General features: G+C 63.9%; 17 protein-coding genes. 10 read left to right on the forward strand and 7 right to left on the reverse strand.

The features are described 5' to 3' along the window. Window positions 1-58 precede the first annotated feature (58 nt). Window positions 59-2,542: a sodium-translocating pyrophosphatase gene (locus HG800_RS16890; RefSeq protein ID WP_169977823.1), complete on the reverse strand. Its 2,484-nt coding sequence runs from the start codon at window positions 2,540-2,542 to the stop codon at window positions 59-61. Between the two features lie 399 nt (window positions 2,543-2,941). Between HG800_RS16890 and HG800_RS16895 the strand changes: the two genes are divergently transcribed. Continuing rightward, complete coding sequence (locus HG800_RS16895) at window positions 2,942-3,862, forward strand: alpha/beta hydrolase (RefSeq protein ID WP_169977824.1); 921 nt, start codon at window positions 2,942-2,944, stop codon at window positions 3,860-3,862. 222 nt (window positions 3,863-4,084) lie between these two features. On the opposite strand, the gene HG800_RS16900 is transcribed toward HG800_RS16895, so the two are convergent. Next, entirely contained in the window at window positions 4,085-5,551 is a 1,467-nt protein-coding gene (locus HG800_RS16900; protein WP_169977825.1) for a DUF1501 domain-containing protein, read from the reverse strand. 4 nt (window positions 5,552-5,555) lie between these two features. Then, window positions 5,556-8,750, reverse strand: coding sequence for a DUF1553 domain-containing protein (locus HG800_RS16905; protein ID WP_169977826.1), 3,195 nt, complete (start codon window positions 8,748-8,750; stop codon window positions 5,556-5,558). 1,193 nt (window positions 8,751-9,943) lie between these two features. On the opposite strand from HG800_RS16905, the gene HG800_RS16910 reads away from it, so the two are divergent. After that, window positions 9,944-13,453: a Calx-beta domain-containing protein gene (locus tag HG800_RS16910; RefSeq protein WP_169977827.1), complete on the forward strand. Its 3,510-nt coding sequence runs from the start codon at window positions 9,944-9,946 to the stop codon at window positions 13,451-13,453. Between the two features lie 183 nt (window positions 13,454-13,636). Here the strand turns inward: HG800_RS16910 and HG800_RS16915 are convergent, their stop codons facing one another. Beyond that, complete coding sequence (locus tag HG800_RS16915; RefSeq protein WP_169977828.1) at window positions 13,637-15,106, reverse strand: hypothetical protein; 1,470 nt, start codon at window positions 15,104-15,106, stop codon at window positions 13,637-13,639. A gap of 234 nt (window positions 15,107-15,340) precedes the next feature. On the opposite strand from HG800_RS16915, the gene HG800_RS16920 reads away from it, so the two are divergent. Beyond that, the gene (locus HG800_RS16920) at window positions 15,341-15,610 is read left to right on the forward strand and encodes a hypothetical protein (RefSeq protein WP_235963750.1); all 270 of its coding nucleotides are present in this window, start codon (window positions 15,341-15,343) and stop codon (window positions 15,608-15,610) included. A gap of 123 nt (window positions 15,611-15,733) precedes the next feature. Here HG800_RS16920 and HG800_RS16925 read toward each other — a convergent pair whose 3' ends face one another. From HG800_RS16925 to rpmF, 3 genes are all read right to left on the reverse strand, one after another. Then, window positions 15,734-16,486 (reverse strand): hypothetical protein, encoded by a 753-nt coding sequence (locus HG800_RS16925; protein WP_169977829.1) that lies wholly within the window; start codon window positions 16,484-16,486, stop codon window positions 15,734-15,736. Between the two features lie 456 nt (window positions 16,487-16,942). Further along, window positions 16,943-17,263 carry a 50S ribosomal protein L28 gene (gene rpmB / locus HG800_RS16930; protein ID WP_169977830.1) on the reverse strand — a complete coding sequence of 107 codons (321 nt, stop codon included), beginning with the start codon at window positions 17,261-17,263 and terminating at the stop codon, window positions 16,943-16,945. A 47-nt stretch (window positions 17,264-17,310) separates the two neighbouring features. Beyond that, window positions 17,311-17,499 carry a 50S ribosomal protein L32 gene (rpmF, locus tag HG800_RS16935; protein WP_169977831.1) on the reverse strand — a complete coding sequence of 63 codons (189 nt, stop codon included), beginning with the start codon at window positions 17,497-17,499 and terminating at the stop codon, window positions 17,311-17,313. 272 nt (window positions 17,500-17,771) lie between these two features. Here rpmF and HG800_RS16940 point away from each other — a divergent pair, with 272 nt between their 5' ends. The 7 genes from HG800_RS16940 to HG800_RS16970 all read left to right on the forward strand — a co-directional run bounded on the left by HG800_RS16940 (window position 17,772) and on the right by HG800_RS16970 (window position 23,594). Further along, complete coding sequence (locus tag HG800_RS16940) at window positions 17,772-18,191, forward strand: TadE/TadG family type IV pilus assembly protein (RefSeq protein WP_169977832.1); 420 nt, start codon at window positions 17,772-17,774, stop codon at window positions 18,189-18,191. Window positions 18,192-18,222: 31 nt separating this feature from the next. Further along, on the forward strand, window positions 18,223-19,419 hold the full coding sequence (locus HG800_RS16945; protein WP_169977833.1) for a pilus assembly protein TadG-related protein: 1,197 nt from the start codon (window positions 18,223-18,225) through the stop codon (window positions 19,417-19,419). Between the two features lie 66 nt (window positions 19,420-19,485). Further along, window positions 19,486-20,139 carry a hypothetical protein gene (locus tag HG800_RS16950; RefSeq protein WP_169977834.1) on the forward strand — a complete coding sequence of 218 codons (654 nt, stop codon included), beginning with the start codon at window positions 19,486-19,488 and terminating at the stop codon, window positions 20,137-20,139. A 261-nt stretch (window positions 20,140-20,400) separates the two neighbouring features. Continuing rightward, window positions 20,401-20,592 (forward strand): Flp family type IVb pilin, encoded by a 192-nt coding sequence (locus tag HG800_RS16955; RefSeq protein ID WP_169977835.1) that lies wholly within the window; start codon window positions 20,401-20,403, stop codon window positions 20,590-20,592. Window positions 20,593-20,782: 190 nt separating this feature from the next. Then, a complete protein-coding gene (locus HG800_RS16960; protein ID WP_169977836.1) occupies window positions 20,783-21,328 on the forward strand; it encodes an A24 family peptidase in 546 nt (181 codons plus the stop codon). A gap of 37 nt (window positions 21,329-21,365) precedes the next feature. Next, window positions 21,366-22,358, forward strand: a complete 993-nt coding sequence (gene cpaB / locus HG800_RS16965; RefSeq protein ID WP_182830379.1) for a Flp pilus assembly protein CpaB — start codon at window positions 21,366-21,368, stop codon at window positions 22,356-22,358. Between the two features lie 60 nt (window positions 22,359-22,418). Further along, window positions 22,419-23,594 (forward strand): AAA family ATPase, encoded by a 1,176-nt coding sequence (locus HG800_RS16970; protein ID WP_169977837.1) that lies wholly within the window; start codon window positions 22,419-22,421, stop codon window positions 23,592-23,594. The last annotated feature ends 102 nt before the right edge of the window (window positions 23,595-23,696 follow it).

Below are 23,696 nucleotides of genomic sequence, written 5' to 3' on the forward strand. Positions count from 1 at the left end.
CGGCAAAGGGTCCCTTGAACCTTTGCCGGAGGGTCAGGCTGGACCGCAATAATCTCTCTCAGTTGATCCCGAGAAAATCGCCGATCAGCGGGGCGTACTTCACGATCACCCCCGCGAAGACCACGGCGACCATGCTCATCAGCTTGATGAGAATGTTCAGGCTCGGGCCCGAAGTATCCTTGAACGGGTCGCCGACCGTATCGCCGACTACGGCCGCCTTGTGGGGCTCGGACCCCTTGCCCCCCATCGCTCCGGCCTCGATGTACTTCTTGGCGTTATCCCAGGCTCCTCCGGAGTTGGCCATGAAAATGGCCATCGCGAAGCCCGCCGTCAGGGCCCCGGCCAGCAGGCCCATCAGGCCGCTGACGTCGAGGACCATCCCAACGACCAGAGGGGCTGAAACCGCCAGAATCGCCGGCACGATCATCTCGCGCTGGGCTCCTCTGGTGGCGATGGTCACGCACTCGGCATAGTCGGCCTTGGCGTTCGGGTCGGTCAAGAGGTTCAGCTCGCGGAACTGGCGGCGGACCTCCTCGACCATCCGACCGGCGGCCCGTCCCACGGCTTTCATGGTCAGGCCGCAGAAGACGAAGACCATCAAGACCCCCGCGAAGACCCCGACCAGGAGCTTCGGGTTCATCAGGTTGACGCCGTAATACTCCATGAAATTGGCCAGGCTGGCCGTCCGAACCCGAACCAGGTTGATGATCGGTGTGGCCGCTTCGATCTCGGGCTTGTAATGCTCAACGATCTGCGTATCACTGGCCTGCACCAGTTCGCCATCGGCCTCGACAAACGGCGCCCCTCCGCTGGACGCAAAATAGGTCGGGTAGAAGCCGGTTTCCGGATCAACCGTTTCGGAGAACTCAACGTATTTCCCGTTGCCGATCGGATAGATTCCGCCCAGTTCCAGCTCCCCTTGATGAGCCTCAACGAAGGAGAGCCCCTCACGCTGGATGCCAATCCGAACCTCCTCGACAAAGGCCGCCAGCAAGGCCAAGGCCGTCAACGCGGCCGAGCCGATGGCGAACCCCTTACCCGTCGCGGCCGTGGTGTTGCCAAGCGAGTCGAGCGCATCGGTCCGATGACGAACCTCGGGAGGTTGGTGGGTCATCTCGGCGTTGCCGCCGGCGTTGTCGGCGATCGGCCCATAGGCGTCGGTCGCCAGGGTCACACCCAGGGTCGAGAGCATCCCGACGGCCGCGAAGCCAACGCCATAAAGCCCCAGAGTCGCGTTGGTTGCTCCCCCGGCAATGAAGTAGGCCAGGATCGTCCCCAGACCGACGATGGCAATCGATGCCCAGGTGCTGAGCATCCCCTGCGCCATCCCGGCGATGATCGTCGTGGCCGGTCCGGTCGCGCTCTGATCGGCAATCCACTTCGTCGGTGTAAAGTCGGCCGACGTGTAGTACTCCGTGAAGTAGCCGATCAGGACACCGACAATCAGACCAACGGTGATCGCCAGGAAGACCCCGAGCCAAATCTCGGCCGGCAAGACGATCCAGCAGACCAGCAAGGCTGCAAGCACAATAAACGCACTGGAGCCGTAAATTCCGCGTCGCAAGGCCCACAAAAGGCTTAATTGGCTGGCTCCTTCCTCGGTCTTGACCAGGAAGATGCCGAGAATCGAGAGCAAGATGCCGATCCCGGCCAGGATCATCGGCGCGGCGACCAGCTGGGCCTGCGCATAGATCATGTCCCCGGGGCTGAGCACTTCTCCGCTCGCCCCCCGAAGCCCCAGGGCCGCGGCCGCTCCCAGCGCGGCGGTGGCGAGGATCGACCCGCAGTAGCTCTCATAAAGGTCGGCTCCCATGCCGGCCACATCGCCGACGTTATCGCCGACGTTATCGGCAATCACGGCCGGGTTGCGAGGGTCGTCTTCGGGTATCCCCGCCTCGACCTTCCCGACGAGGTCGGCCCCCACGTCGGCCGCCTTGGTGAAGATGCCGCCGCCAACGCGGGCAAAGAGGGCTTGAGTGGAGGCACCCATGCCGAAGGTCAACATCACCACGGTGATCTGTTCCAGCGACATGTGGAAGCCGTCGATCGTTCGCGGCAAGAGCCAGGCCAGGAGCCAGAACCAGGCGCTGATGTCGAGTAATCCGAGACCGACGACCACCAGGCCCATCACCGCCCCGGCGCGGAAGGCGACCTGCAAGCCTCGGTTGAGCGACTCCTTGGCCCCCTGCGTTGTCCGGTTCGAGGCCAGGGTGGCGGTATTCATGCCGATGAAGCCGCTCAAGCCGCTGAAGAACCCGCCGGTCAGAAAGGCAAACGGTACCAGGCCGTGCTGCTGCTTCAGGACGAACGACTGCACGGCCAGCAAGATCACCAGGAACAGGAACGCCAGACCCACCACCAGATACTGCCGCTTGAGGTAGGCAAAGGCCCCTTCTCGGACGTAACCGGCAATCTCCTGCATCCGCTCATCGCCGGGCGAAGCGGCAAGCAACTGGCGGTAGAAGCCGAAGGCGGAGACCAGAGCGGCAATCGCCCCGATCGGAGCCAGCCACCACCAGATCGGAATCGGAATGTCGGTCATCGTGTTCTGATGCTCCTTGGATCGCTCGAAACCGGACGACAATGACCGGCCGATTGCCTCATGTCACCGTTCCTGCTCCGGCTGTTCAGATGGCCGGCGAACGTCCGCCGAACCCTTCGCCGGCCTCCCTCACAACGGGCCTCTCGGCCCTCACCTGGGGACGGAAGGGCTTCAAGGTAATCACTCGCCGCACCGCTGCCAACGGCTCTCTTGTAAAGAACTCAGACAATTCATTTTGGACGAATTCGTCTGCAATCCTGCGGTTTCCCCCGAACCCGCGGGTTGCTACCCTTGGGGCTGGGAGCCGATCCGTCGGCAATGCCTGGATCGTAGACGATACCGACCGACGCCTCGGACGCCCAAGGACGGATCGAACGCCTGTTCCCCTCGGAGGTGCTCATGCCGCTCGACCCGTATGCTCAGGCCCTGCTCGACCTGCAACAGATGACCGGCTTTCGTGGCTTCGACACGATGCCCGTGGCCGAGGCTCGAGCCATGATGGCCGCCCGCATGGCCGACGTGCCACGAGAGGCGGTCGCCCGCGTCGAGGACCGAACCACCGAGGCGGGTCTTCCACTGCGGGTCTACTGGCCCGAGTCCGACGCCCCCTCACCCCGACCAGCCCTCGTCTTCTCGCACGGCGGCGGCTGGGTCCTGGGCGATTGCAACATGGTGGATGGGACCTGCCGGAGCCTGGCCAACGCCTCCGGGTGCGTTGTCGCCTCGGTCGACTACCGCCTCGCTCCCGAACACCACTTCCCGACCGCGGCCGAGGACGCCTCCCATGCCTTTCAATGGGTTCGGGCCGAGGCCGGCCGCCTCGGGATCGACCCGGCTCGCATCGCCGTCGGCGGTGACAGCGCAGGGGGGAACCTGGCAATCGTCTCCTGCCTGATGGCCCGCGATCGGCGCGAGCCGGCACCGGCCTTCCAGCTCTTGATCTACCCCGTCGCCGACTCGGCCTGCGACTCTCCGTCTTACTCCGAGTGCGCCACCGGCTTCGGCCTGACACGAGACGCCATGCAGTACTACTGGCGGCAGTACCTCGGCGAATGGGGCGACGGTCGACAGCCGTACGCCTCTCCCCTGCTTGCCGACCTGACCGGCCTGCCCCCGGCCTTCGTCCTGACGGCTGAGTACGACCCGCTCCGCGACGAGGGGGAAGCCCTCGCGCGTCGCCTGACCGAGGCTGGCGTCGCCACCACCCACCGCCGTTTCGACGGCCAGATCCACGGTTTCTTCCACCTCGGCCACATCATGCCCCAGGGGAAGGAGGCCGTCACCGAAGCTGCCCAGGCACTTCGCCGGGCCTTCGGCTAATCAAGGCTCTGATCCGATCTGGCCGCCTCTCCCCGCAAGCGGGGAGAGGGTTGGGGTGAGGGGTCCCCGATCGGATCGCAGGGCGTGGTGTTCGGGCCGGAGCCCCCTCACCCGGCCTTCGGCCACCCTCTCCCCCGCAAGCGGGGGCGAGGGTTGGGAGACAGGCGTCCGGGGGGCGGGACGGCGGTCGAGAGCGAAACAAATCGCAGGCTGCTCGCAAGATCATGCGAGCAAATCGTTCAGGACGCGGCCGTGCACGTCGGTCAAACGAAAGTAGCGACCTTGATATTTAAACGTGAGCCGCTCATGATCGATGCCGAGCAGGTGCAGGATCGTGGCGTGCAGGTCGTGGACGTGGACGGGGTCCTCGGCGATGTTGTAGCCAAATTCGTCGGTGGAACCGTAGGAAAGGCCAGCCTTGACGCCGCCGCCGGCCATCCAGATGGAGAAACAGCGGGGGTGATGGTCGCGGCCGTAGTCGGTGGCGGTCAGTTTCCCCTGGCTGTAGTTGGTGCGGCCGAACTCGCCTCCCCAGACGACGAGGGTGTCGTCGAGCAACCCACGTCGCTTCAGGTCGATCACGAGGGCGGCGCTGGCCTGGTCGGTCTGCCCGCATTCGCGACGCATGCCGCCGGGGAGGCCGCCATGATGGTCCCAGTCCTGGTGGAAGAGCTGGATGCAGCGCACGCCACGCTCGGCCAGGCGACGGGCGAGCAGGCAGTTGGCCGCGAAGGTACCGGGGGTCCGGGCGTCGGGACCGTAGAGGTCGAAGGTCGAGTCGGGCTCGTCGGAGACATCGGCAACTTCGGGGACCGACGCCTGCATCCGATAGGCCATCTCGTACTGGGCGATCCGGGCGTCGAGCACCGGGTCGAGCGTCTCCTCATGCTCGATCTGGTGCAACTCCCTGAGCCGGTCAAGCATCTTGCGGCGGCCGGCGTCGGTCACGCCGTCGGGATTCTGAAGGTAGAGGACCGGCTCGGCACCGGCTCGGAACAGGACCCCCTGATGGGCTGATGGAAGGAACCCATTCCCCCAGAGCCGAGAGTAAAGCGGCTGCCCTGATTTCCCCTTGGTGATCAGGACGCAGAAGGCCGGCAGGTCCTCATTATCCGACCCAAGCCCATAGCTGAGCCACGAGCCGATCGACGGCCGACCGGCGATCTGGGCCCCCGTCTGCAGGAAGGTGATCGCCGGGTCGTGGTTAATCGCCTCGGTATACATCGACTTGACAATGCAAAGCTCATCCGCGATTTTGGCCGTGTAGGGCAACAGCTCACTGACCCACGCGCCCGACTCGCCGTGGCGATCGAACTTAAAGAGCGAACCGGCCAGGGGCAAGGTCGCCTGGTTGGCCGACATGCCGGTCAGACGCTGGCCGCCCCGGACGGACTCGGGCAGGTCCTCGCCGTTGCGATCGTTGAGGGTCGGCTTGTAGTCGAACGTCTCCAGTTGCGACGGACCGCCACTCATGAAGAGGGAGATGATCCGCTTCGCCTTCGGCGCGAAGTGCGGCAGACCGGGCAGGCCGGAGTCGTTCGCATCGGTTGCGGCCGATGCGAATTGTCCCTCGACGCCGAGCAGATGTGCCAGCGCCGCGGTGCCGATGCCGAGGCCCGTCTTCGCGAAGAAGTGGCGGCGATTGAGCTGCAGGCCGGGATGGTCGAGGGAGTTTGGATCGAAGAACATTGGGTCACCGTTTCATATGACATTCATCGTGGTTCAAGATCACCTGCACGAGGACGGCAAAGGCGGCCTGCTCGACCGGGTCGAGGCTCGGGTCGGGCGGCTCGTCGCCGATGGCGAGGAAGGCCTCGGCGCGGGAGGGAGCCTCCTGAAACTCGTCGATCTGTTCGTGGTAGACCTCGGTCAGGATCTCGGATTCGTCGGGGGTGGGTGCTCGGCCAATGGCGGATCGGAACGCAAAGGTAATCCGGGCGTCGAGCGTGTCTCCTCCTTCGTGCATGGCCCGCACGGCAAGGGCGCGGGCGGCTTCCACATATTGAGGATCGTTCAAAAGAAGGAGGGCCTGAAGCGGGGTCATGGTCGTTGGGCGAAGTACGGTACAGACCTCACGAGCGGAGGCATCGAGGGTGATCATCGATGGTGGCGGCGCGGTTCGCTTCCAGAAGGTGTAAAGGCTGCGGCGGCGGCTGCCGGGGCCTTCGTCTCGGACGTAGGTTTGACCAGAGTTCTCCTCCCAGATACCGGCGGGCTGATACGGCTTGACCGGCCGACCGCCGATCGTCTCGACCAGAAGCCCGCTGGCGGCGAGGGCGGCATCCCGGATCGTCTCACCCCGCAGTCGACGAACGGGGCCTCGGGCGAGCAGGAGGTTCTCCGGGTCGCGGGCCCGGACCTCGGGATCGACGGTTGAATCTTGCCGGTAGGTGGAGGAGGTGACGATCGTTCGGATCAACTGTTTCACGTCCCAGCCGGAGTCGATGAACGATTGAGCAAGCCAGTCGAGCAGTTCGGGGTGGGGGGGGGCGGCTCCCTGGCTGCCGAAGTCCTCGGGAGTGGCAACAAGCCCTCGACCGAACAGATCCTTCCAGTGGCGGTTGACGGCGACGCGGGCCGTGAGCGGGTGCTCGGGGTCGGTCAGCCACCGGGCGAGGCCAAGGCGGTTGCGGGGCTGGTCGGTCGGGAAGGGCAAGAGGGCCTCGGGCGTGCCCGACTCGACCGGGTCGCGGGGAGCATCGTAGGCGCCTCGGGCGAGCAGGAAGGTCTGGCGAGGCTCGGGCATTTCCCGCATGACCATCAGCTCGGGAATCGACTCAACCAGGCTCGATCGCTGTCGGCGGAGGTCGCGGAGGGCCGCGAGGCGAGCACGGTACTCGGGGTCGTGGTTCGCCAGGTAATAGGCGAACAGGTGCTCATTGGGAGAGGTCAACGCATCGGCAATTGAGGTTCCGTCGTACAGATGAGCGACTTCGAGCGGCGTGAGGCGGCGGTCGGCGACCTTGATCGAGTCGATCATGCCGCCGATGAAGCCTCGATCGCGGAAGCGCTGGCCGAATGTCAATTCGTCGCCGCCGCCACCGGTGATGTCCTTGACCAGGTGGTCGCGGACGACCTCGACGGGTGCGGGGCGGCCGTTGACGTAGAGGGTGATTCCATCGGCTCGGCTTGATCCGTCGTAGGTCACGGCGAGGTGGACCCAGGTCTCGGGGGGCATGGGGTCAATGGCCTGGATGCCGATGGCGTTGCCGGGCCAGAAGTGGACGAGTGAAGCGCTGAGGCGTCCGTCCTCGATCAGGAGCTGATAGCCTCGGCTCCCGGCGTCGGTCCAGGCTCGGGAGCGGTGGAACAGGACGGCGCGGTCCTTGGTGTCGGGAGTTCTGGCCCAGAGAGCAACGGTGAAAGGGTCGTCTCGGGTGAAGTTGCCCATCGGCAGGACAAGGCTATTTTCGCCACTCAGCAAGAGGCCGCCGCCGACCTGGCCGTCGATCGGCTGGGGGGCATCGACGAGGCGACCGGGGGCGTCGGGGTTGGCCAGGTTCGGGGTCGTCTGGCTGTCACTGGCAATCTCATCAAGCGGGAAGTCGCCGATCAGGCCGATGACCGTCGGCTCGTGGTCGGACTGGTCGAGCCAGGCGTCGAACGCCTCGCGGCGCTGGTCGGCCAGGTGGGCGAGGGCGGCCTCGGCTTCCTGGATCTGGGATTCAAAGGATTCGATCTGTTGATCCTGGTCGCCCTGGGTCAACAGCAGGGTCGGGGTGGGGGTGGCGTTGGTGAAGTGGGAGTAGAGGCCGGATTCGTCGATGTTGTCGAAGAAGCTGGAGAGTTCGTAATAGTTGCGCTGGCTGATCGGATCATATTTGTGATCGTGGCAGCGGGCGCAACCGATGGTCAGGCCGAGGATGGCGGTGCCGAGGGTGTCGGTGCGGTCAGCGATGTACTCAGCTCGGAATTCTTCCTCGATGCTGCCCCCTTCGTTGGTCATGCGGTGGAGGCGGTTGAAGGCGGTGGCGAGGATCGGGTCGTAGCCGTCGTCGGGGGCAAGCTCGTCGGGGGGGATCAGGTCGCCAGCAATCTGCCAGGTGAGGAACTGATCGAAGGGCATGTTCGTACTGAACGATCGGATGACCCAGTCGCGCCAGGGCCAGACGGCCCGCTCGACATCGGCCTGATATCCGTAGGTGTCGGCATAGCGGGCCAGGTCGAGCCATCCGACGGCCTGGTGCTCGCCGAATCGGGGGGAGTCGAGGAGGCGATCGACGAGGCGTTCGTAGGCATCGGGGCGATCGTCGGCGAGGAAGGCGTCGACCTCGGCGACCGAGGGGGGCAGGCCGGTGAGGTCGAGCGCGAGGCGGCGGATCAGGCGTTCGCGATCTGCTTCGGGGGCGGGTGAGAGCCCTTCGGCGTCGAGCCGGGCGAGGACGAAGCGGTCGATCGGGTTGGCCGGCCAGGAGGGGTCGCTCACGTCCGGGATGGAGACCTCAGCGACGGGGTTGAACGCCCAGTGCTGTTCCCAGTCGGCCCCCTGCTCGACCCAGCGGCGGAGCAGGTCGATCTCGTCGTCGGAAAGGGTGCGGCCGGAGTGGGGCGGGGGCATGCGGTCGAGGTCGTCGTCGGAGGTGATCCGCCAGATCAGCTCGCTCGCGTCGAGGTCGCCGGGAACCACGGCGCGGGCTCCCGAGGGGGTTTCGGCCAGGACTCCTTCCTGGGTGTCGAGCCTGAGCCCCCCTTTGCGGTCGGCCTCGTCGGGACCGTGGCAGTGGAAGCAGCGGTCGGAGAGGATCGGCCGGATCTGTCGACCGAAATCGACGCGATCGGGGTTGGGCAGGTCCTCGGCGGATGTCTCCCGGGGCGTGCCGCCGCCGAGCAGGAGGCAGATCGAGGAAATCAGGCTAATGAAGCCGAGTCGAGGCGGGTGGAAGCTCATGCGATCATCACCAGGGGCTTGGCGATCGGCGATCCCGAGAACGACGGAGGGCGAGACACAATTCTCAAAAAAAGGTGGGAAGGTCAGTCCTTATCATAGGGTGATGGTGCCGGGGTTTCGAGGACTTCCTTCCCCTGGTTCCAGGGACGGGCGGGAGGGAAGGGCCGCGATCTCTGCGAGTCCAGCCGCTCGACCGCCGGTGCGCGGGTCGGTGCGCCCGACAGGCCAGACGCAATCTTTGATTCAGCAACGACTTCCCGTGCAGGGGGTGGTTCGTTTCGGGAACTGAGCCGCCGGGCGATGGCTTTGTTTCGCAAAAAGGGAGGAGGCCATTTCCACAGAGGTGCCAAGGGTTCCGCGAACGGAACCCTTGGTCGGGCGTTGGGTCGGGAGGTACGTGAGGGCCTTTCCCACCGACAAGGCACGGGCTCCGGAGACGCAACCCATTGCAACCATTGACTTTTCACAACGGGAGAGGGCACGTTCAATCGGCTGGGGCCACGCGGGTTGCGATCGGCCGGTCCCTGGCGGGGAGAGCCGGGGGGCGCAACGCGGTGCGCCGCGGGTGCGCTGGGAGGTCCGGAACGATTTCCCTTTGAGGACAGGGATTTGGGTTGCGAAAGGCCTTTCGTTTCGGAAATCGAAGAGCGCGGCAATGGCTTTGTTTCGCGCCGGGGGTTGGACCGAGGGGACGGATCATGGAGTCATCCCAGATCGCCTCGACCTGTGTTCTCCGGGAGCCTTGAGGAACGTCATCCAGGTCATTCGGGAATATGCGGTTGAGGGCGGACGCGTATCGGACAAGTTGCCAAAGAACGGGGTCGGTGGGGACGCGATCAGGGCTCGCGACGGGATCGAGGAGGCGGCCAAGCATCCCCTGCCATCCTAATCATCGGGGAATTCCTCAACGTCAGTCACACGATTTTGAGGAGGGCACCCCCCTCAAGACGGGTGCAAATCCCTTTCCCGCAGGACAAAATGACAGAAGAAGGAGAATCTGGGTAAGGGGCGTTGGATTGAGAACTCTCGGAACAATCGTCGTGATTGCGCGGGGCAGGGATTGGCAGGCAGCGTCTCCGACCAGTTCGCGGGGTTAAACTGAATTCCAGGTGGTTCCGGGAGGAGATTGGCCGATTCCGCGTGTCGTTGCGTGTTCGAACATGGCGTTGATCGACAAGAGATGGAGGAGTGGCATGACTGGGCACGCTGTCGTCGGGAGGGGGCGTCGGCGTCGCTTCCGACCCGGGGTGGAACGGGTCGAACCTCGCTGCTTGCTGACGACGTTTTTTGTGAGGAATACGTTCGATTCGGGGCTGGGATCGCTTCGTCAAGCCATTCTTAACGCCAACGCGAGTCCGGGGACGGACTTCATCGAGTTTGCCATTCCGACCTCGACGGCGCCGGGGCTCAATGTGCCCGTGCCGGGCTTCGATCCCGAAACGCAGACCTGGCGGATCGAACTGCAATCACCCCTGCCGGCGTTGACGGATCCGGTGACGATTGACGGGCTTTCTCAGGCCGACGTACCAGTCACTTTTCGTTATCCGGATGACATCGACGCGCCGACCGCGTTTCAGTCGGAGCCGAACACGGTTGTCGCCCTCGATGGGAACAATGCCGCGTTGCGGGTGATCGTTGACGGGAGCGGGATCAACCGAGCGTTGTATCCCGAGGTGGTGGGCTTCGAGATCGCCACGAAGAATAGTAATCTGCGCGGATTGGTCATTGACGGCTTTGACATCGGGGTGCGGGTGCCGGACCGGTCGAATGTCGGCAACCGGATTCAAGGGAACAGTATTGGCGGGCATTTCCTTTTTCGGGTCGATCTTCAGACGGGCGACCCCCTGCCGGCTCCGAGTGATGTGGCGTTCGCGGGGATCGGGATCACGGGGGACGCGATTGTCGTCGCGGGCACGAACACGACGATCGGCGGCTTCAATGCGCAGGAGAACAACACGATCACCCTTGCGGGAGGCCGGGGGATCTGGATCCAGCCAGGGGCCGAGGGGAACCAGATTTTCGGGAACCAGATTGGCGTGATCGGCCCGACTCGCAATGGGGTGTACATGCAGGCGGGGAACGCGTTGGAAGGGGTTCTGATCCAGTCGTCGGCCGATCAGCTTGCCTCCAGTAACGCGATTGGTGGTCCGGTGCAGGGCTCGGGCAATGTGATCTCGGCCAACGGAAGCCACGGGGTCTGGCTTGTCGGCCCGGGGGCGACGAGGAACCGAATTGAGGGGAATTACATCGGGGCGGCTCCGGGAGGAGGGTATCGGTTCGGGGCCGGGAACCCGGGGAACGCGGGAGACGGTGTATTTCTTGACAATGCGCCGTCGAATCGAGTCGGCGAGGATGCGACAGGCCGCCGGAACACGATCTCAGCGAACAACGGAGCCGGGGTGCGGATTTCGGGTCCGCTGGCGACGGGGAACCTGGTGGCGGGGAACTTCATCGGCACAACCGCCGGTGGCAACGCGGCGCTCGGCAATGCGAGAGACGGGGTTCGGGTCGAGTTGTCGGCGTCGGGCAACACGATCGGCAACGGCAATGTGATCTCGGCCAACCTGCGAGGCGTGTCGGTGGTCGGTTCGACAACGCGCAACACGCTGATTGTCAACAACCGGATCGGCAGCAGTGCATCGGGCCAGGGAGACCTGGGGAACGCGAAGGAAGGGATTCGGATCGACGGGGCGCCGGATAATCGCATCCTGGGTGATGGCGAGGGCTCTCAGATCGTTTCGGGCAACAACGTCGGTGTGGCGATTCTGGGAGCGACCGCGACGGGGAACCTGGTGGCGGGGACCTTCATCGGCACCGATCCGACGGGGACCTTGGAGCTGAACAACTCGCTGCAGGGGGTGTTGGTCGACAACGCGTCGGGCAACACGATCGGCGGGACAACGACAGCGGCGAGGAATCTGATTTCGTCGAACCACTGGGGCGTGGATCTGGTCGGCCCAGGGACGTCGAACACGGTGGTGCAAGGGAACCTGATCGGGACGGATATCACCGGAACGCTTGCGTTGAGCAATGAGGTGGATGGCGTTCGGATTCGGGATGGAGCCTCGAATAACCTGATCGGTGGGCTGACGGTCGAGGCGGGGAACACCATTGCCTTCAGCCGCCGTGACGGGGTGCGGGTCGAGGGGCCGAGCATTCAGAACCGAATTCTGACGAACAGCATCTTCGACAACGCGGGGCTGGGGATCAATCTGGTTGAGCCATTAGTTCCGGGGGTCGGGCCGAACCTTTTGCGGCCGGCTCCGGTGATTGACCGGGTGCGCAGCTCGACGAACTTCGCGAACATCGAAGGGTCGTTGACGAGCGTGCCGAACACGGCGTTCGTGATCCAGTTCTTTGCGAATGAGACGCTTGACCCGTCAGGGAGCGGCGAGGGGAAACGCTACCTGGGCGAGACGGTCGTGCTGACCAATGGCGCGGGGGTGGCAACGTACTCGGCCGACGTGCCGGGAGCGGTCTTGCCGGGCGAGTTCGTGACGGCGACGGCCACGGACTCGGCAGGGAACACCTCGGAGTTTTCCCCCGGCGTGGCGGAGTTGCTTGGGACCGTCCAGTTCGCAATGGCCGTATACGAGGTGGACGAGTCGAGCGGCGAAGCGATCATCGGCGTGACCCGGATTGGCGGCAGCGGGGGTCAGGCGACCGTTTCTTATGCGACGATGGGAGGGTCGGCCACACCAGGAGTCGACTATACTCCGGTGTCTGGGACGTTGACCTTCGACATCGGCGTGAATGTGCAAACCTTCTCAGTACCGATTCTTGAGGACGATCTGGGCGAGGCGGTCGAGACGGTCGGCCTGGTCCTCTCGAACCCGGCAGGAGCGGCAAGCCTCGGTAATCCTTCAACGGCGATCTTGCGGATTCTCGATAATGATCAGCCGGGGACGATTGCCTTTGCCAGCGCGGCCTACCAGGTTTCGGAGGAATCGGGGCTGGCCACGATCACCGTCGTCCGAAGCGCGGGCGGGGGCACGGTTTCGATCGAGTACGACACGAGGGCCGGGACGGCCGTACCGGGGGTCGATTATGTGCCGGTCTCGGGGACGTTGACCTTCGGGCCGGGGCAACTGGTGCAGACCTTCTCGGTGCCGATTTTGTTCAATCCAGGGTCGAACGCCTCGACCGTGCTGGGGTTGTTCCTCGACGATCCGATGGGAGGGGCCAGTCTGGGAGTGCCGTCGGCGGCCATTCTGACGATCACGAATCTGGACGTGCCGAGGGTCGCGAGCGTCTCGGCACAGGCCGACCGGCGGGGGCTCCTGACGATCTCGATCGGCTTCGATCGGGACATGAATCGTCCGAGGACCGAGGACCTGCGGAATTACGGCTACAGCGTGCAAGTGCCGGGGCACAACCATCGGATCGGTACGAGAGAAGATCTGTTGGTGCCGCTTGGCCCTGCGGTTTATGATCCGGCGACCCGAACCGTCACGCTGAGAACCCTCAAGCCGATCCGGCCGGGAACACCGGTGCAGGTCTTGATCAATCAGGTGACGGGCATCCCCGGCGCGGGGGTTGGTGTGGCGGATGTGGAGGGCGTCCTGCTCGACGGCGATGGCGACGGTCGGCCCGGAGGCACGTTCTCGACTGTCTTCCGAAGCCCGAGACCAACGCCGGTGCCCCGACTCTGGCCCCCCCTGCTCCGTCCGAGCTCGTTCTTCCGGAGCGGGGGATTGCGGTGATCGCATCTTGTTCGTGAGAGCGGGGAGAGGGGGCCAGAGGAGGATCGCAGGGATCGGTGTGCTGGCGATTCACCCCCTCACCCGGCCTGGCGGCCACCCTCTCCCCCGCAAGGCGGGGGCGAGGGTTGAGGATTGACTCCCTCTCCCCCGCGAGCGGGGAGAGTCGGCTCACTCACCGAGGGGTCACGGTGCGGGATACTGAGGGATCAGGGCGTTGAGGTTGCCGAGGGGGATGACGCGGGTGTAGGTCACGGTGGTGCCGAAGTCGAGGCCGGTGCCGAAGCCGGCGGCGGCGCTGAGGGTGACGAGGTCTCGAGGACCCTTCGGGGTGCGGGAGGCGGTGATCTCGCCGGAGATGACCGAGCCGAGATAGGTGCCTTCCTCGATCCGAAGGCCGTTGAGCTCGGTAATCGCCTGGGCGTTGCTGAGCTGGACCCGGAGATCGCCGCCGACGGTGTCGGTGGAGAAGCCGGCGGGGGCTTCGAGCATCGGGCCTCGGGCCGAGAGGACGAGGCCATAATCGCCATTGGCGGCGAGGATGATGCCGGAGTCGATTCGGCCGGGGAAGTTCAGGCCGAACAGTTGCAGGCCGGTCTGGCTGGGGGCGACGTTCACGAGGTCTCGGACGGCGGCCGAGGTGATGGTGATGGTGTTGCCCAGCCGCGCGCCGCCGAGCACGTTCGCGGGGGTCGCCGGGGGCACCGCGGGGGTGAAGGCTCCCGAGGCGGAAAGCTGTTGCACCTCGAAGAGAAAAGCTTCCAGCTCGTTGGCAATGCGATCAGTTTGCGCGGGGGAGGCGTCGAAGGCGTTACGTTCGACGGCGACACGGAGCAATCGGAGGTAGTTGGACTGAGTTCCGTGGGGAACAAGTCGAGGGTCGCCGAGGGATCGGGCCATGCGGAGGCCTCGGACGATCGGCGGGGTGTTCGGACCTCGGAGGGGTCGGCCGGTGAGGAGGGCCTGAGAGAGGAGCGGACCCGTCTCTCGGTAGACCGAGGAGAGCGCACCGGTGCCGATGGTCTCGGAGGGGGGAAGGGCTCCTTCCCCGGGAATCTGATCCACGGGAACAACGACCTGATAGAACCCTTCGCCGAGGAATTGCAAGTTGCCGATGGGGACCGTTACCGTGAAGGCGGCTCGGTCGGGAGCGGGAGGAATCTGGACCGTGGCCTCAGTCGTTCCAAGGACCAGGATGTTTGACTCCGGGACGAGGAATACGACCGGGGGTTCCTCTTCGGGCGGTTCCTGGGGAGCGGCCGAGAAGCCGACGAGCGTCTGGGCGGCGGGCGAGTTGAGCAGAGCGTAGGTGTCGATCGAGCCCAGCATGGCGTTGACGAAGGGCTGGGCCAGCACGGCCTGGTAGAGCATGGAACGGGTCGCCACGCCCCGGGCAGCGGCCTGGGCGCGGATGGGCTCCATCTGTTCAGGTCCAAGCAGTTGGACGAGGTACTGATTGACCGCCGGAGAGGCGTCGACGCGGACCGGGGCCTGCTGAATGCGGGGCCGGATCGCTCCGGGAGCGATGAACGGCCCGAGCTTTCCGCCGACGGGCGTCACTCCCGAGAGAAGCAACCGGCCGTCGAGCGCCTCGAAGCTCGGCGTCATCCTGCGGCGAGGACCGCGGTCTGGCCGAGAGCCTTGCGCTCTACGCATGGGTGTCGCCTCCGTGCCCGATCGAAGTAAAGAATGCGGGGTCAAAATCCTGAGAGTCGTTATCGGACAAGTGTTGCGTGGGGCTTGACCCTTCGGACGCTTAAAACCGTCGCAATCGGCCTGGGAACAGAAGATTTGGTGAGGGACGTCGAATCTCTTTTCGAGAACAATTCCCCAGCAGGCACCGTAGAAAGGTGGCAGAACAGCACGGCCGTTCACCATGAGGTCTCATCAATGCGACGGCTCTTCAGGGAGGTCGACATGGTCAAGAAACTCAACGAGACAGCACTCTGGCAGCGAAATCTCGCCTCCTTGATCCGATCGGGTCTGTTTGTTCGGGCCGAGGTGGTCGAGTCTCGGGGGTTGCATGTGGTCGTCGGGATTTACGGGGATGGAACCCCATCGGCCCCGTTGGCCAAATATGCCGACCGGCGACGGGCGGAAGATGCCGTGGAACTGGTCGATCGGCTGATTGCTCACGCGGTTCCGGCAGAGGCCAACTGAGGCCCAAGGCGGCGGTGCGGTTAAGCTTGAGTTCTCTTGAATTCGGGGGCGAAGACCGGGCGAAGGCTCGTGTCGATCGCCCCCGAAGTTGTTTGATGATTTCGGTTTGTGCCCGATCGACGCTTATCCGATCGGGCGGCGGTGCGGAGGGGAGGAGCGATGGCGAAGTGAGCCGATTGCCTCTCGGCAGAACGCGAGCAGGTTGGTTTCGATCAGTTCGCGTTCGATCGTTTCAAAAGGGGGATTTTCGGGAAGAGTCGCGATGACCTCTTCGAGAAGCATTCGGGAGAACTGCGAATTGGCCCGGCGCAGGAGGCGTTGCGTGGTGCTGGTGGAGATGGGGCGGTCGAGGACGTGGGCGATACGATCGGCCAGTTCGGGAGCGGAGAGTCCGGGGGTTTCGGATCGCTGGCGAAGGGCGAGAAAGTAGGGCTGACCGGTTTCCTCCTGAAGGCGTCTGAGCCGTTGCCAGGTGCGTTCCAGGAGTTCGGTTCTCCAAATGGCGTCGAAGCGGGCCTCCTCGGTGGAGGCGTTGAGTTCGGGGATCGGCAGGGGGCAGTGCTCGGACTGTTGAAGCGCCACGAGCCCCCGGATCAAGGAACTTCGGAGGAGAAGCCGGGACCGTCCGACGCGAGACTCGGCGCTGTGCTGGGCAACCCGCTGAAGGTCGGGCACGAACCGTCGGTAAAGGGCGTTGGCCTCGTCACGATCGACGATGAGTTGAACGAGGTAGCGATGGACGGCAGGCAGTTCGGGAGCCGGCAGATCATCGTCGGTGGCGGGATCGTCATCGGAGGGGGAGAGGTCTGAGCTTGGCTCCTGACGAGCCGGTGGTTGCCAGCTCGAAATGCGGCCCCTGAGCAACTCCTCGTCCATGGTTGAAGCGCCTCGCTCGCTCGTCCGACTCGGCGGGAGAGAAGTCTTCCGGGCTCGGGAGTCCAGGACCGCCGGCAATCGGAAGATGAGGGTCGAACTCGAATGCCCTGGAGCGTTGCGCGCAACGCACCGGGGAAATCGCTAGACCATTGTTTGATTGAACCCGAATCGGAGTGCGCGGTGAAGAGGGCACTGCCGATCTGAGAAACGCGCGAGAGCGTGACCCCTCAGACATGGTTGAGAAAGACGATCGCCGATCGGCCACGTCCCGGTGAGAATTGGAAGGGTTGCGGGCAGGGCCGTCGTTGAAGAACGTGATGGAAGGCGAGGCCCGAGTGAGGGAAAGGAAACGCGCTTGAGCCTGCAAAGACGGGGAGATCGCCCCGATCCACGGAGAGGCCGTGAACGGGGGCGGGCTCCCCGGAAATGGGCAACGTGAGGGCAGGCGCTCGGAACTTAGAGAGGGAAGAGATTGCCAAGCTTTTCCCGGGCCTGACGGCTTCCCTTGGAGGCCTTGATCAGGGGGAAGGTCTGCATCTTTCCGTCGACTTCGAGCGTCAGCTTACCTTCGCGGATGACCGAGGTCGCCACGCGAACGCGGCGGGTGGTGCCGTTGGGCAGCCAGACCTTGATCGTCTGAAGATTGGGCTTGAACTTCCGTCGGCTGATGCCGGTGACCTTGGTCCCGACACCACCGAGGTACTTGGCCTTGCCGCGTGTGGTGACGTGGTTGCCGAATGAGGTCTTTTTGCCACTAACTTCGCACTGCCGTCCCATCGGACTGACTCCTGATCATGGCCAGCACAGAGGCGATCTGGCCCGGCTCACTCCTCGTCACCGATCTTCAACACCTGGCGGCCGCGATAGGTCCCGCAATCGGGGCAGACCGTATGGCGAGGCTTCAGGGTGCCGCACTGCTCGCAGTTGATCAGAATGACGTTGAACTGAAGGGCGTCATGGCTACGCCTCATGCCCTTCTTCGACTTCGATGTACGCCGCTTCGGTACGGCCACGGCACACGCTCCGGCGAACTGCCTGGGTCAAAGGTGGTTTGGGAAAAGGGTGAATTGTATCGAGCGACCGTCGGTGCTGACAAGGCGAACTGAAATGATGCCGGAAGGAAACGCCTTGATTCGACCATTTTGCAAGGCGTGGAAAGGGTGAACTAGGGTTCTCAAGGACGGTTTCAAGCAGTCCTGGAGATCCAGGGTTGCGGAAGCATCAGCGTGTTCCATCCGCGTGTGGGGACGGAACGGGTTGATGCGTGATGAAGGAGTTCCCCGAGATGCGCGTTACGCCGTTGCGCCGTTGCGAGCGATCCGGGGCGGCTGCGGTGGAGATGGCTATCATCCTGCCGCTGTTTCTCACGTTGATTCTGGGGACGATCGAAGCGTCTCGCCTGGGGATGGTCTCGCAACTCTTGCATGTTGCGGCACGCGAAGGGTGCCGGACGGCGGTGTTGCCGGGTCAGACCGAGGCGGCCGTGAAGGCCCGAATCGAGGCGGCGCTTGCCGGGACGGGGATCTCGCCCTCGGTGCAAATTAGTAGTCCGAACGGTTCGTGGCTCAACGTGGAGGCACCGTCGCCGATCACGGTCCGGCTGAGCGTGCCGTTCAAAAATGTGAGCTGGCTGGGAGACCCGTTTGCTTTTGAAGACACCACGGTCGTGGCCTCGGCAACGATGAGTAGTGAAAAGAATCCGTGATTTCCCGGCCCCGTCTCAGGAGGACCCGCTCATGAGAGGACGAGCCGATCGGCCCAAAGGGCGCCGCGGTGCGACCCTGGTGCTCTCGGCTGTGATGATGACCGCGATCCTCGGCTTCGTGGCCGTGGCCGTCGATACGACGGTGTTGGCCGTGGCCCGGCACCAGCTGGGAATCGCGGCCGATGCCGGAGCGTTGGCTGGGGCTTCGGCTCTGGCCGACGAGCGACGTCTGAACCCGAACATGTCGTTAACGACGATCTTCACCTCGGCTCACAGTCGATCACAGCAGTTTGTGGAGCAAAACACGGTCCTCGGCCACAAGCCTGTGGTCGTGAGCAACCCGTTCAACTCCCCGAGTGGGGATGTGGTTCTGGGTTACATTGCCAATCCGCTGGATCCGTCCAGCCCGTTTGTCAGTGACATGTCGCAGGCCGCGAACTTCAACTCGGTCCAGATCCGGGCAGCCCGATCCGAGGCTCGGGGCGGGATTGTCCCGGCGTTCTTCGCCCGGGCGATCGGGATTGACGGAGCGGCCGTCCGCGTGCGCGGCACGGCGACGGCGATGAACTACACCATTGCCGGCTTCAGTTCCGAACCAAGCCGCAATGCCGATCTGCTGCCGTTCGTGCTCGACAGGTTAACCTACGAGGCAATGATCAATCCGTACATTTCAACGATTGATCAGTACACGTACAACGCCGAGACGAAGCGTGTCACGAACGGGTCGGACGGTATCAAAGAATCGCAGATGTTCCCGGTGAAGAACGGGTATCCGGGCAACTGGGGCTCAGCGAACATCGGGGTAACAAACAACAGCACCAACACGCTCCGGGCTCAGATCGAGCACGGGGTCACCCCTCAGCAACTGTCGATGTATCCGGGGGGCGAACTGACGCTCCACCAGACCGATGCCCAGGGGAAACCTTATGTGATGCTCGGGGGGAACCCCGGGATCAGTGCCGGGATGAAAAGCGCGCTGGAGGCGATCATCGGCCAGCCGCGCACGCTTCCGATCTTCGATCCGAACGGATCGGGAGGCAACGGCAACAACACGCAGTACAAGGTCATTGGCTTTGCCTCGGTCCGCGTGGTGGCCGTGAATTTTCAAGGGAATCCGAAGTACGTGATCGTCCAGCCGGCGCTCACGCGCGATCCGACCGCAATCCCCGGCAAGGTCCAGACGGGCTGGACTGCAGGCGGGTTGATCCGGCTGAACCTGTCGCGATAACCCCCCCCGCGCGGCCCGCGCTCCGCGCGACGAGACTTCTTTTTTTTGCCAAAGGGAGCAGAACGCATGAACCGACCACGGATCGTGCAAGCGGTCGGGCCGCTCCTGGCCGTCGCGTGGATCGCCACGGCCGGAGCGTGGAACGCCGCGGCACAAAGCCCGACATCGCCGATTGATCGGGTTGAGGAAGACTGGGAGTTGATCATCATCGCGCCGGACGCGATTGCCGAGGGGCCTCAGATCACCACCTCGATGAGCCCGGTGGACAGCCAGGCGGGCCAGTTCATCGTGTTCAACCTGAACTATCGAAGCCAGCCGTCGTTTCGATCGGGAGGGTTGGAGCTGATCGCTTATAACGGCGAAGCGGTGCTGGCCACCTCGACCCAGCACACCTCGCAGTTGTCGACAGCCAACGAAACGATTACCTGGACTCAGTCGCTGGGCGTCTCCGGCGGCACAATGAGGTACCAGATCATCGAGGGGCAATCGACCAGTTGGGGCCAGTTCGGCCAGGGGTCGGGGGCAAACCTGGGGCTGACGGTGGCGACGTCACTGTCGTCGATGTCGGGCTATTATCCGGAGACCTCGGTAGGGTTCTCCGGGGTGGGCTGGCAGGCGAACCGGGTCAAGTCGATGAAGCTACTTCGGGTCCGTTATTACCAGGGAAACACGCTCGTTGCGACCGACGAGTCGGTTCGAACCGTAAGCCTGGAGCAATGAGGGGCCTGAGTGAAAGGCCGCGTCGTTTCCTCGCAACATTTCCCAAAGGTCGGAACACCGCACTTCAAAATCTGACCTAGGGTTCTGATAGCCTCGCAGACAAAACACTGCGGGACATCATGAAACGGAAGAGATCGGGATAAGTTGGTTTGAGGGTGTCGCGGCCCGATCGTCGATCAGGAGCGACGCAAAATTCGGACGAAGGAACCGGAGCCAGTCTCGGACACGATCGAGCAAGGCCTCCAAAGTCAGGAAAAACCCATGAGCACGTTTATCAAGCGAATTCGCGGTTTCATCAAGAGTGAAGACGGCCCGACGGCGGTCGAATATGCCGTGATGGTCGCCCTGATCGCCGTGGCGATTATCGTCGGGGTGAGGTCCCTGGGCACCAGCATGAACAGCACGTTCTCGAATATTGGTACCACGGTGGGCGGCCTGCCGACCTCGAACTGACGTCTGGCTCAAACGCCAGAGCGCCCTTTGGGGCAGCACCAGACAGGGCCTCCGGCGATGCGGCTCAAATAGCCGGTTGCCGGAGGCCCTTCGGTCATTCATGTCCTAGGCTTCTTTGACAAGAGAACGCCTGCAAGACGGTTCGGGGGGTCGGGCCAACAGGCGATTGCACAAGGGAGGATTGTGAACCATGCCATACACCTTGCCGATGGGAGCCGCCTGGCTGGTCTCGGCCCTGCTCGTGGAAGCGGCGATCATCGATGGCCGCAAGCTCAAGGTGCCGAACTGGCTGACGTTCCACCTGGCCGCAGGTGGGCTGGCCTACTGGGCCTGGACGGCTGGTTGGGGAGGTTTGGGCTGGTCGGTGGCCGGGATGGTCGTCGGGTTCGTGCCGCTGATGATCGTCTGTGCGATCGGCGGCATGGGGGCGGGCGATGTCAAGATGTTTGCAGGCTTTGGTGCCTGGGTCGGGCCGTTGATGGCGGCCGAGGCGTTGGCCGTTTCGGCGATTGTGGGGGGCATCATCGCCCTGGGAATGATCGCCTGGAGCGGTCAGTGGCGGCGGCACTGGTCGATGAGCAAGCAGATCGCGCAGGAGATTGTCACGGTGAAGCACCCCGATCGGCTTGCGGAACGGGCGGCCGAGCGAAAGCCGACGATGCGGCTTTTGCCCTACGGCATTCCGCTGGCGATTGGCTCGATCGGCTACATGGCATTCCACGGGCTGTTGATGTGAGCAGCGAGACGCCCCGAGGGGCAGAGGAGCACCATTGATGAACGGCAAGGCACCCATGCTGCTCGGGCTCGCCGCACTGTGCGGGCTGGCCGCGATGTGGGGCGTTCGATCGGTCCTGAATCGAGAGCCCTCGACTGACGTCCCGAAAACCCTGGTGCTGGTCGCAAACCGGGAGATCAGGGTCGAAGAAACGCTGACACCGGAGATGCTCGAGTCAAAGGAAATTCCGACGGAGATGGTCCCCAGCGGTGCGTTGACCGACGTGAAGCAGGCCCTTGATCGCTGGGCGACGATCCGGATGCTTCCCGGCGACGTGATTCTGGACGGCAAGCTGGCCCAGAAAGGAACGCCAACGGGAATGATCGCGCGGATCACGCCGGGGATGAGAGCGTTTGCCGTCCGGGTGGATGAGCAGACCGGAGTCTCGGGGTTTATCCTGCCCGATTACCGCGTTGATGTGCTCCAGCCACGGGCCGATTTGCCTGGTCGGGCTGATGTGATCCTGGAGAACGTTCGCGTGCTGGCCTCGGGAACCGTTTTCGAAAGCCCCGAAGATCGCTCGATCGAGGCGCGGACCGTGACCCTGGAAGTCTCGCCGGATCAGGTGCAAACCCTGGCAAGCGCCATGCAGAATGGACCGCTCACGCTGTCACTTCGGGGTCTGAACGACGCTGCGATCGTAGCGGTCAAGCCGGAACCTGAGCCCGAACCGGAACCGGAACCGGAGCCCCTTCCCGAGCCGGAGCCCCTCCCCGAGCCGGAGCCCCTTCCAATCGCGCTGGTGGACCCGCCCCCGGTAATGACCGAGACGGTTGAGACTCCCGAAGTGCAGGAAGCACCGCGACGGCTGACGATCTTCGCCGGGCTTCGAGCCCCTCACACGCGGCTTGTCGGCCCGAAGCCGGAGCCGGAGCCGGAGCCGGAGCCGGACGCCAACCTGGAGACGGGAGTGGGCCTGGAAGCCCGCCGCCCCTTCCGCCTCGATGGCCTGACCATCGATGCAGACGCAATTCCTTCCCCACCCGGGTGAGGTTGACTCCCAATCGGGACGTCAGCACACCCGCCCGACGCCGAGACACCGGTCGAGCTCATGGACACTGCCCGACGACTCCTTCTGGTCGACCCGAACCCCGCCTCTGCGGCGGTGGTGAAGGCCGCGTTGACGAATCTGGGAACGGTCCAGGTTGTGGATACGTGCTCAGACTACAATGCGACGTTACGGCAGATTGAGGCATCGTCTTGCGAGTTGGTGGTCATCGTCCTGGACGCGAATCCGGAACGTGCCCTGGAGACGATCAGGGAGATCAAGGACCGTAACCCGCGGGTCGCGGTACTGCCGGCCAGTCAGTCGCGTGACGGCGAGACGATTCTTCGGACGTTGCGAGCGGGAGCCTCGGAATTTCTCCCATTGCCGATCGAGGTCGAGGAAGCTCGCACAGCGATCGCTCGCTTGTTGCCCGACGTCCAGCTTCCGTCTGATGGTCGGGGCACGATGGTGACAGTGATCGGCTCGGCCGGTGGAGTCGGTTGCACGACGCTTGCAGTCAATCTGGCGGTGGCGCTAACCAAGGCTCCCGGAGCTTCGGTGGCCCTGGTGGACCTCGATCTTCTGCTCGGGTGCGTCGATACACTGCTCGACGTGATGCCCGAGTTGACGATTTCCGACGTGGTTTCGGACATCGACCGTTATGACAAATCGTTGCTGCATCGGGCGTTGACTCAGCACGAATCGGGTGTACACGTGTTGCCGGCCCCAGCAGCGATGGAAGACGCCGCGAAGGTGGAGATCGAAGGGCTTCGTCACCTGATGGACCTCTTGCTCGGCGCGTTTCGCTATGTGGTAGTCGATGCGAGCAAGGGGTTTCAGGAAACCGATTTCGTGGCGCTTGAGCGTTCCGAGACGGTGTTGCTCGTCACGCAGCTTGATGTGTGCGGGCTGCGCAACGGAGCGCGGTTGATGCAGATTTTTCGGGAAATCGATGGGTTGGCCGATCGGGTCCGCGTGGTGGTCAACCGAGTGGGATCGGACATCACGACGATCGGTTTGAAAAAGGCGGAAGAAACGCTTGGGGCACCGATCGGCTGGCAGATACCGAATGTCTCAGAGATTGTCGGGGCAGCCCGGACCAAGGGTGTACCCCTCGAAATCGAAGCCCCGAAGCACCGGATCACGCGATCGATTGCCGAGATTGCTCGCAGCTTCGCCCCGATTGGGGGCGAGAAACCGAAACCCTTTATGGGAAAAATTGCGGCAATGTTTACCTGAGATTCTGACGATTTCTGGTCCCCCTTCTCCCGTGCGAACCGGCCGAGTCGGGGACCCTCGGAGGTTTCCCGACGATGCTTCATGGATTTGGCCGTAGCCCGC

Origin of the sequence: Tautonia rosea (assembly GCF_012958305.1) — a bacterium.
GTDB lineage: Bacteria > Planctomycetota > Planctomycetia > Isosphaerales > Isosphaeraceae > Tautonia > Tautonia rosea.

Coding starts and splice junctions, on each gene's coding strand:
- HG800_RS16910 (WP_169977827.1), top strand. CDS start 9,944: ATGACTGGGCACGCTGTCGTCGGGAGGGGGCGTCGGCGTCGCTTCCGA.
- HG800_RS16920 (WP_235963750.1), top strand. CDS start 15,341: ATGCGACGGCTCTTCAGGGAGGTCGACATGGTCAAGAAACTCAACGAG.
- HG800_RS16900 (WP_169977825.1), bottom strand. CDS start 5,551: ATGTTCTTCGATCCAAACTCCCTCGACCATCCCGGCCTGCAGCTCAAT.
- HG800_RS16915 (WP_169977828.1), bottom strand. CDS start 15,106: ATGCGTAGAGCGCAAGGCTCTCGGCCAGACCGCGGTCCTCGCCGCAGG.
- HG800_RS16970 (WP_169977837.1), top strand. CDS start 22,419: ATGGACACTGCCCGACGACTCCTTCTGGTCGACCCGAACCCCGCCTCT.
- HG800_RS16905 (WP_169977826.1), bottom strand. CDS start 8,750: ATGAGCTTCCACCCGCCTCGACTCGGCTTCATTAGCCTGATTTCCTCG.
- HG800_RS16950 (WP_169977834.1), top strand. CDS start 19,486: ATGAACCGACCACGGATCGTGCAAGCGGTCGGGCCGCTCCTGGCCGTC.
- cpaB (WP_182830379.1), top strand. CDS start 21,366: ATGAACGGCAAGGCACCCATGCTGCTCGGGCTCGCCGCACTGTGCGGG.
- HG800_RS16895 (WP_169977824.1), top strand. CDS start 2,942: ATGCCGCTCGACCCGTATGCTCAGGCCCTGCTCGACCTGCAACAGATG.
- HG800_RS16890 (WP_169977823.1), bottom strand. CDS start 2,542: ATGACCGACATTCCGATTCCGATCTGGTGGTGGCTGGCTCCGATCGGG.
- rpmB (WP_169977830.1), bottom strand. CDS start 17,263: ATGGGACGGCAGTGCGAAGTTAGTGGCAAAAAGACCTCATTCGGCAAC.
- HG800_RS16925 (WP_169977829.1), bottom strand. CDS start 16,486: ATGGACGAGGAGTTGCTCAGGGGCCGCATTTCGAGCTGGCAACCACCG.
- HG800_RS16940 (WP_169977832.1), top strand. CDS start 17,772: ATGCGCGTTACGCCGTTGCGCCGTTGCGAGCGATCCGGGGCGGCTGCG.
- HG800_RS16960 (WP_169977836.1), top strand. CDS start 20,783: ATGCCATACACCTTGCCGATGGGAGCCGCCTGGCTGGTCTCGGCCCTG.
- HG800_RS16955 (WP_169977835.1), top strand. CDS start 20,401: ATGAGCACGTTTATCAAGCGAATTCGCGGTTTCATCAAGAGTGAAGAC.
- HG800_RS16945 (WP_169977833.1), top strand. CDS start 18,223: ATGAGAGGACGAGCCGATCGGCCCAAAGGGCGCCGCGGTGCGACCCTG.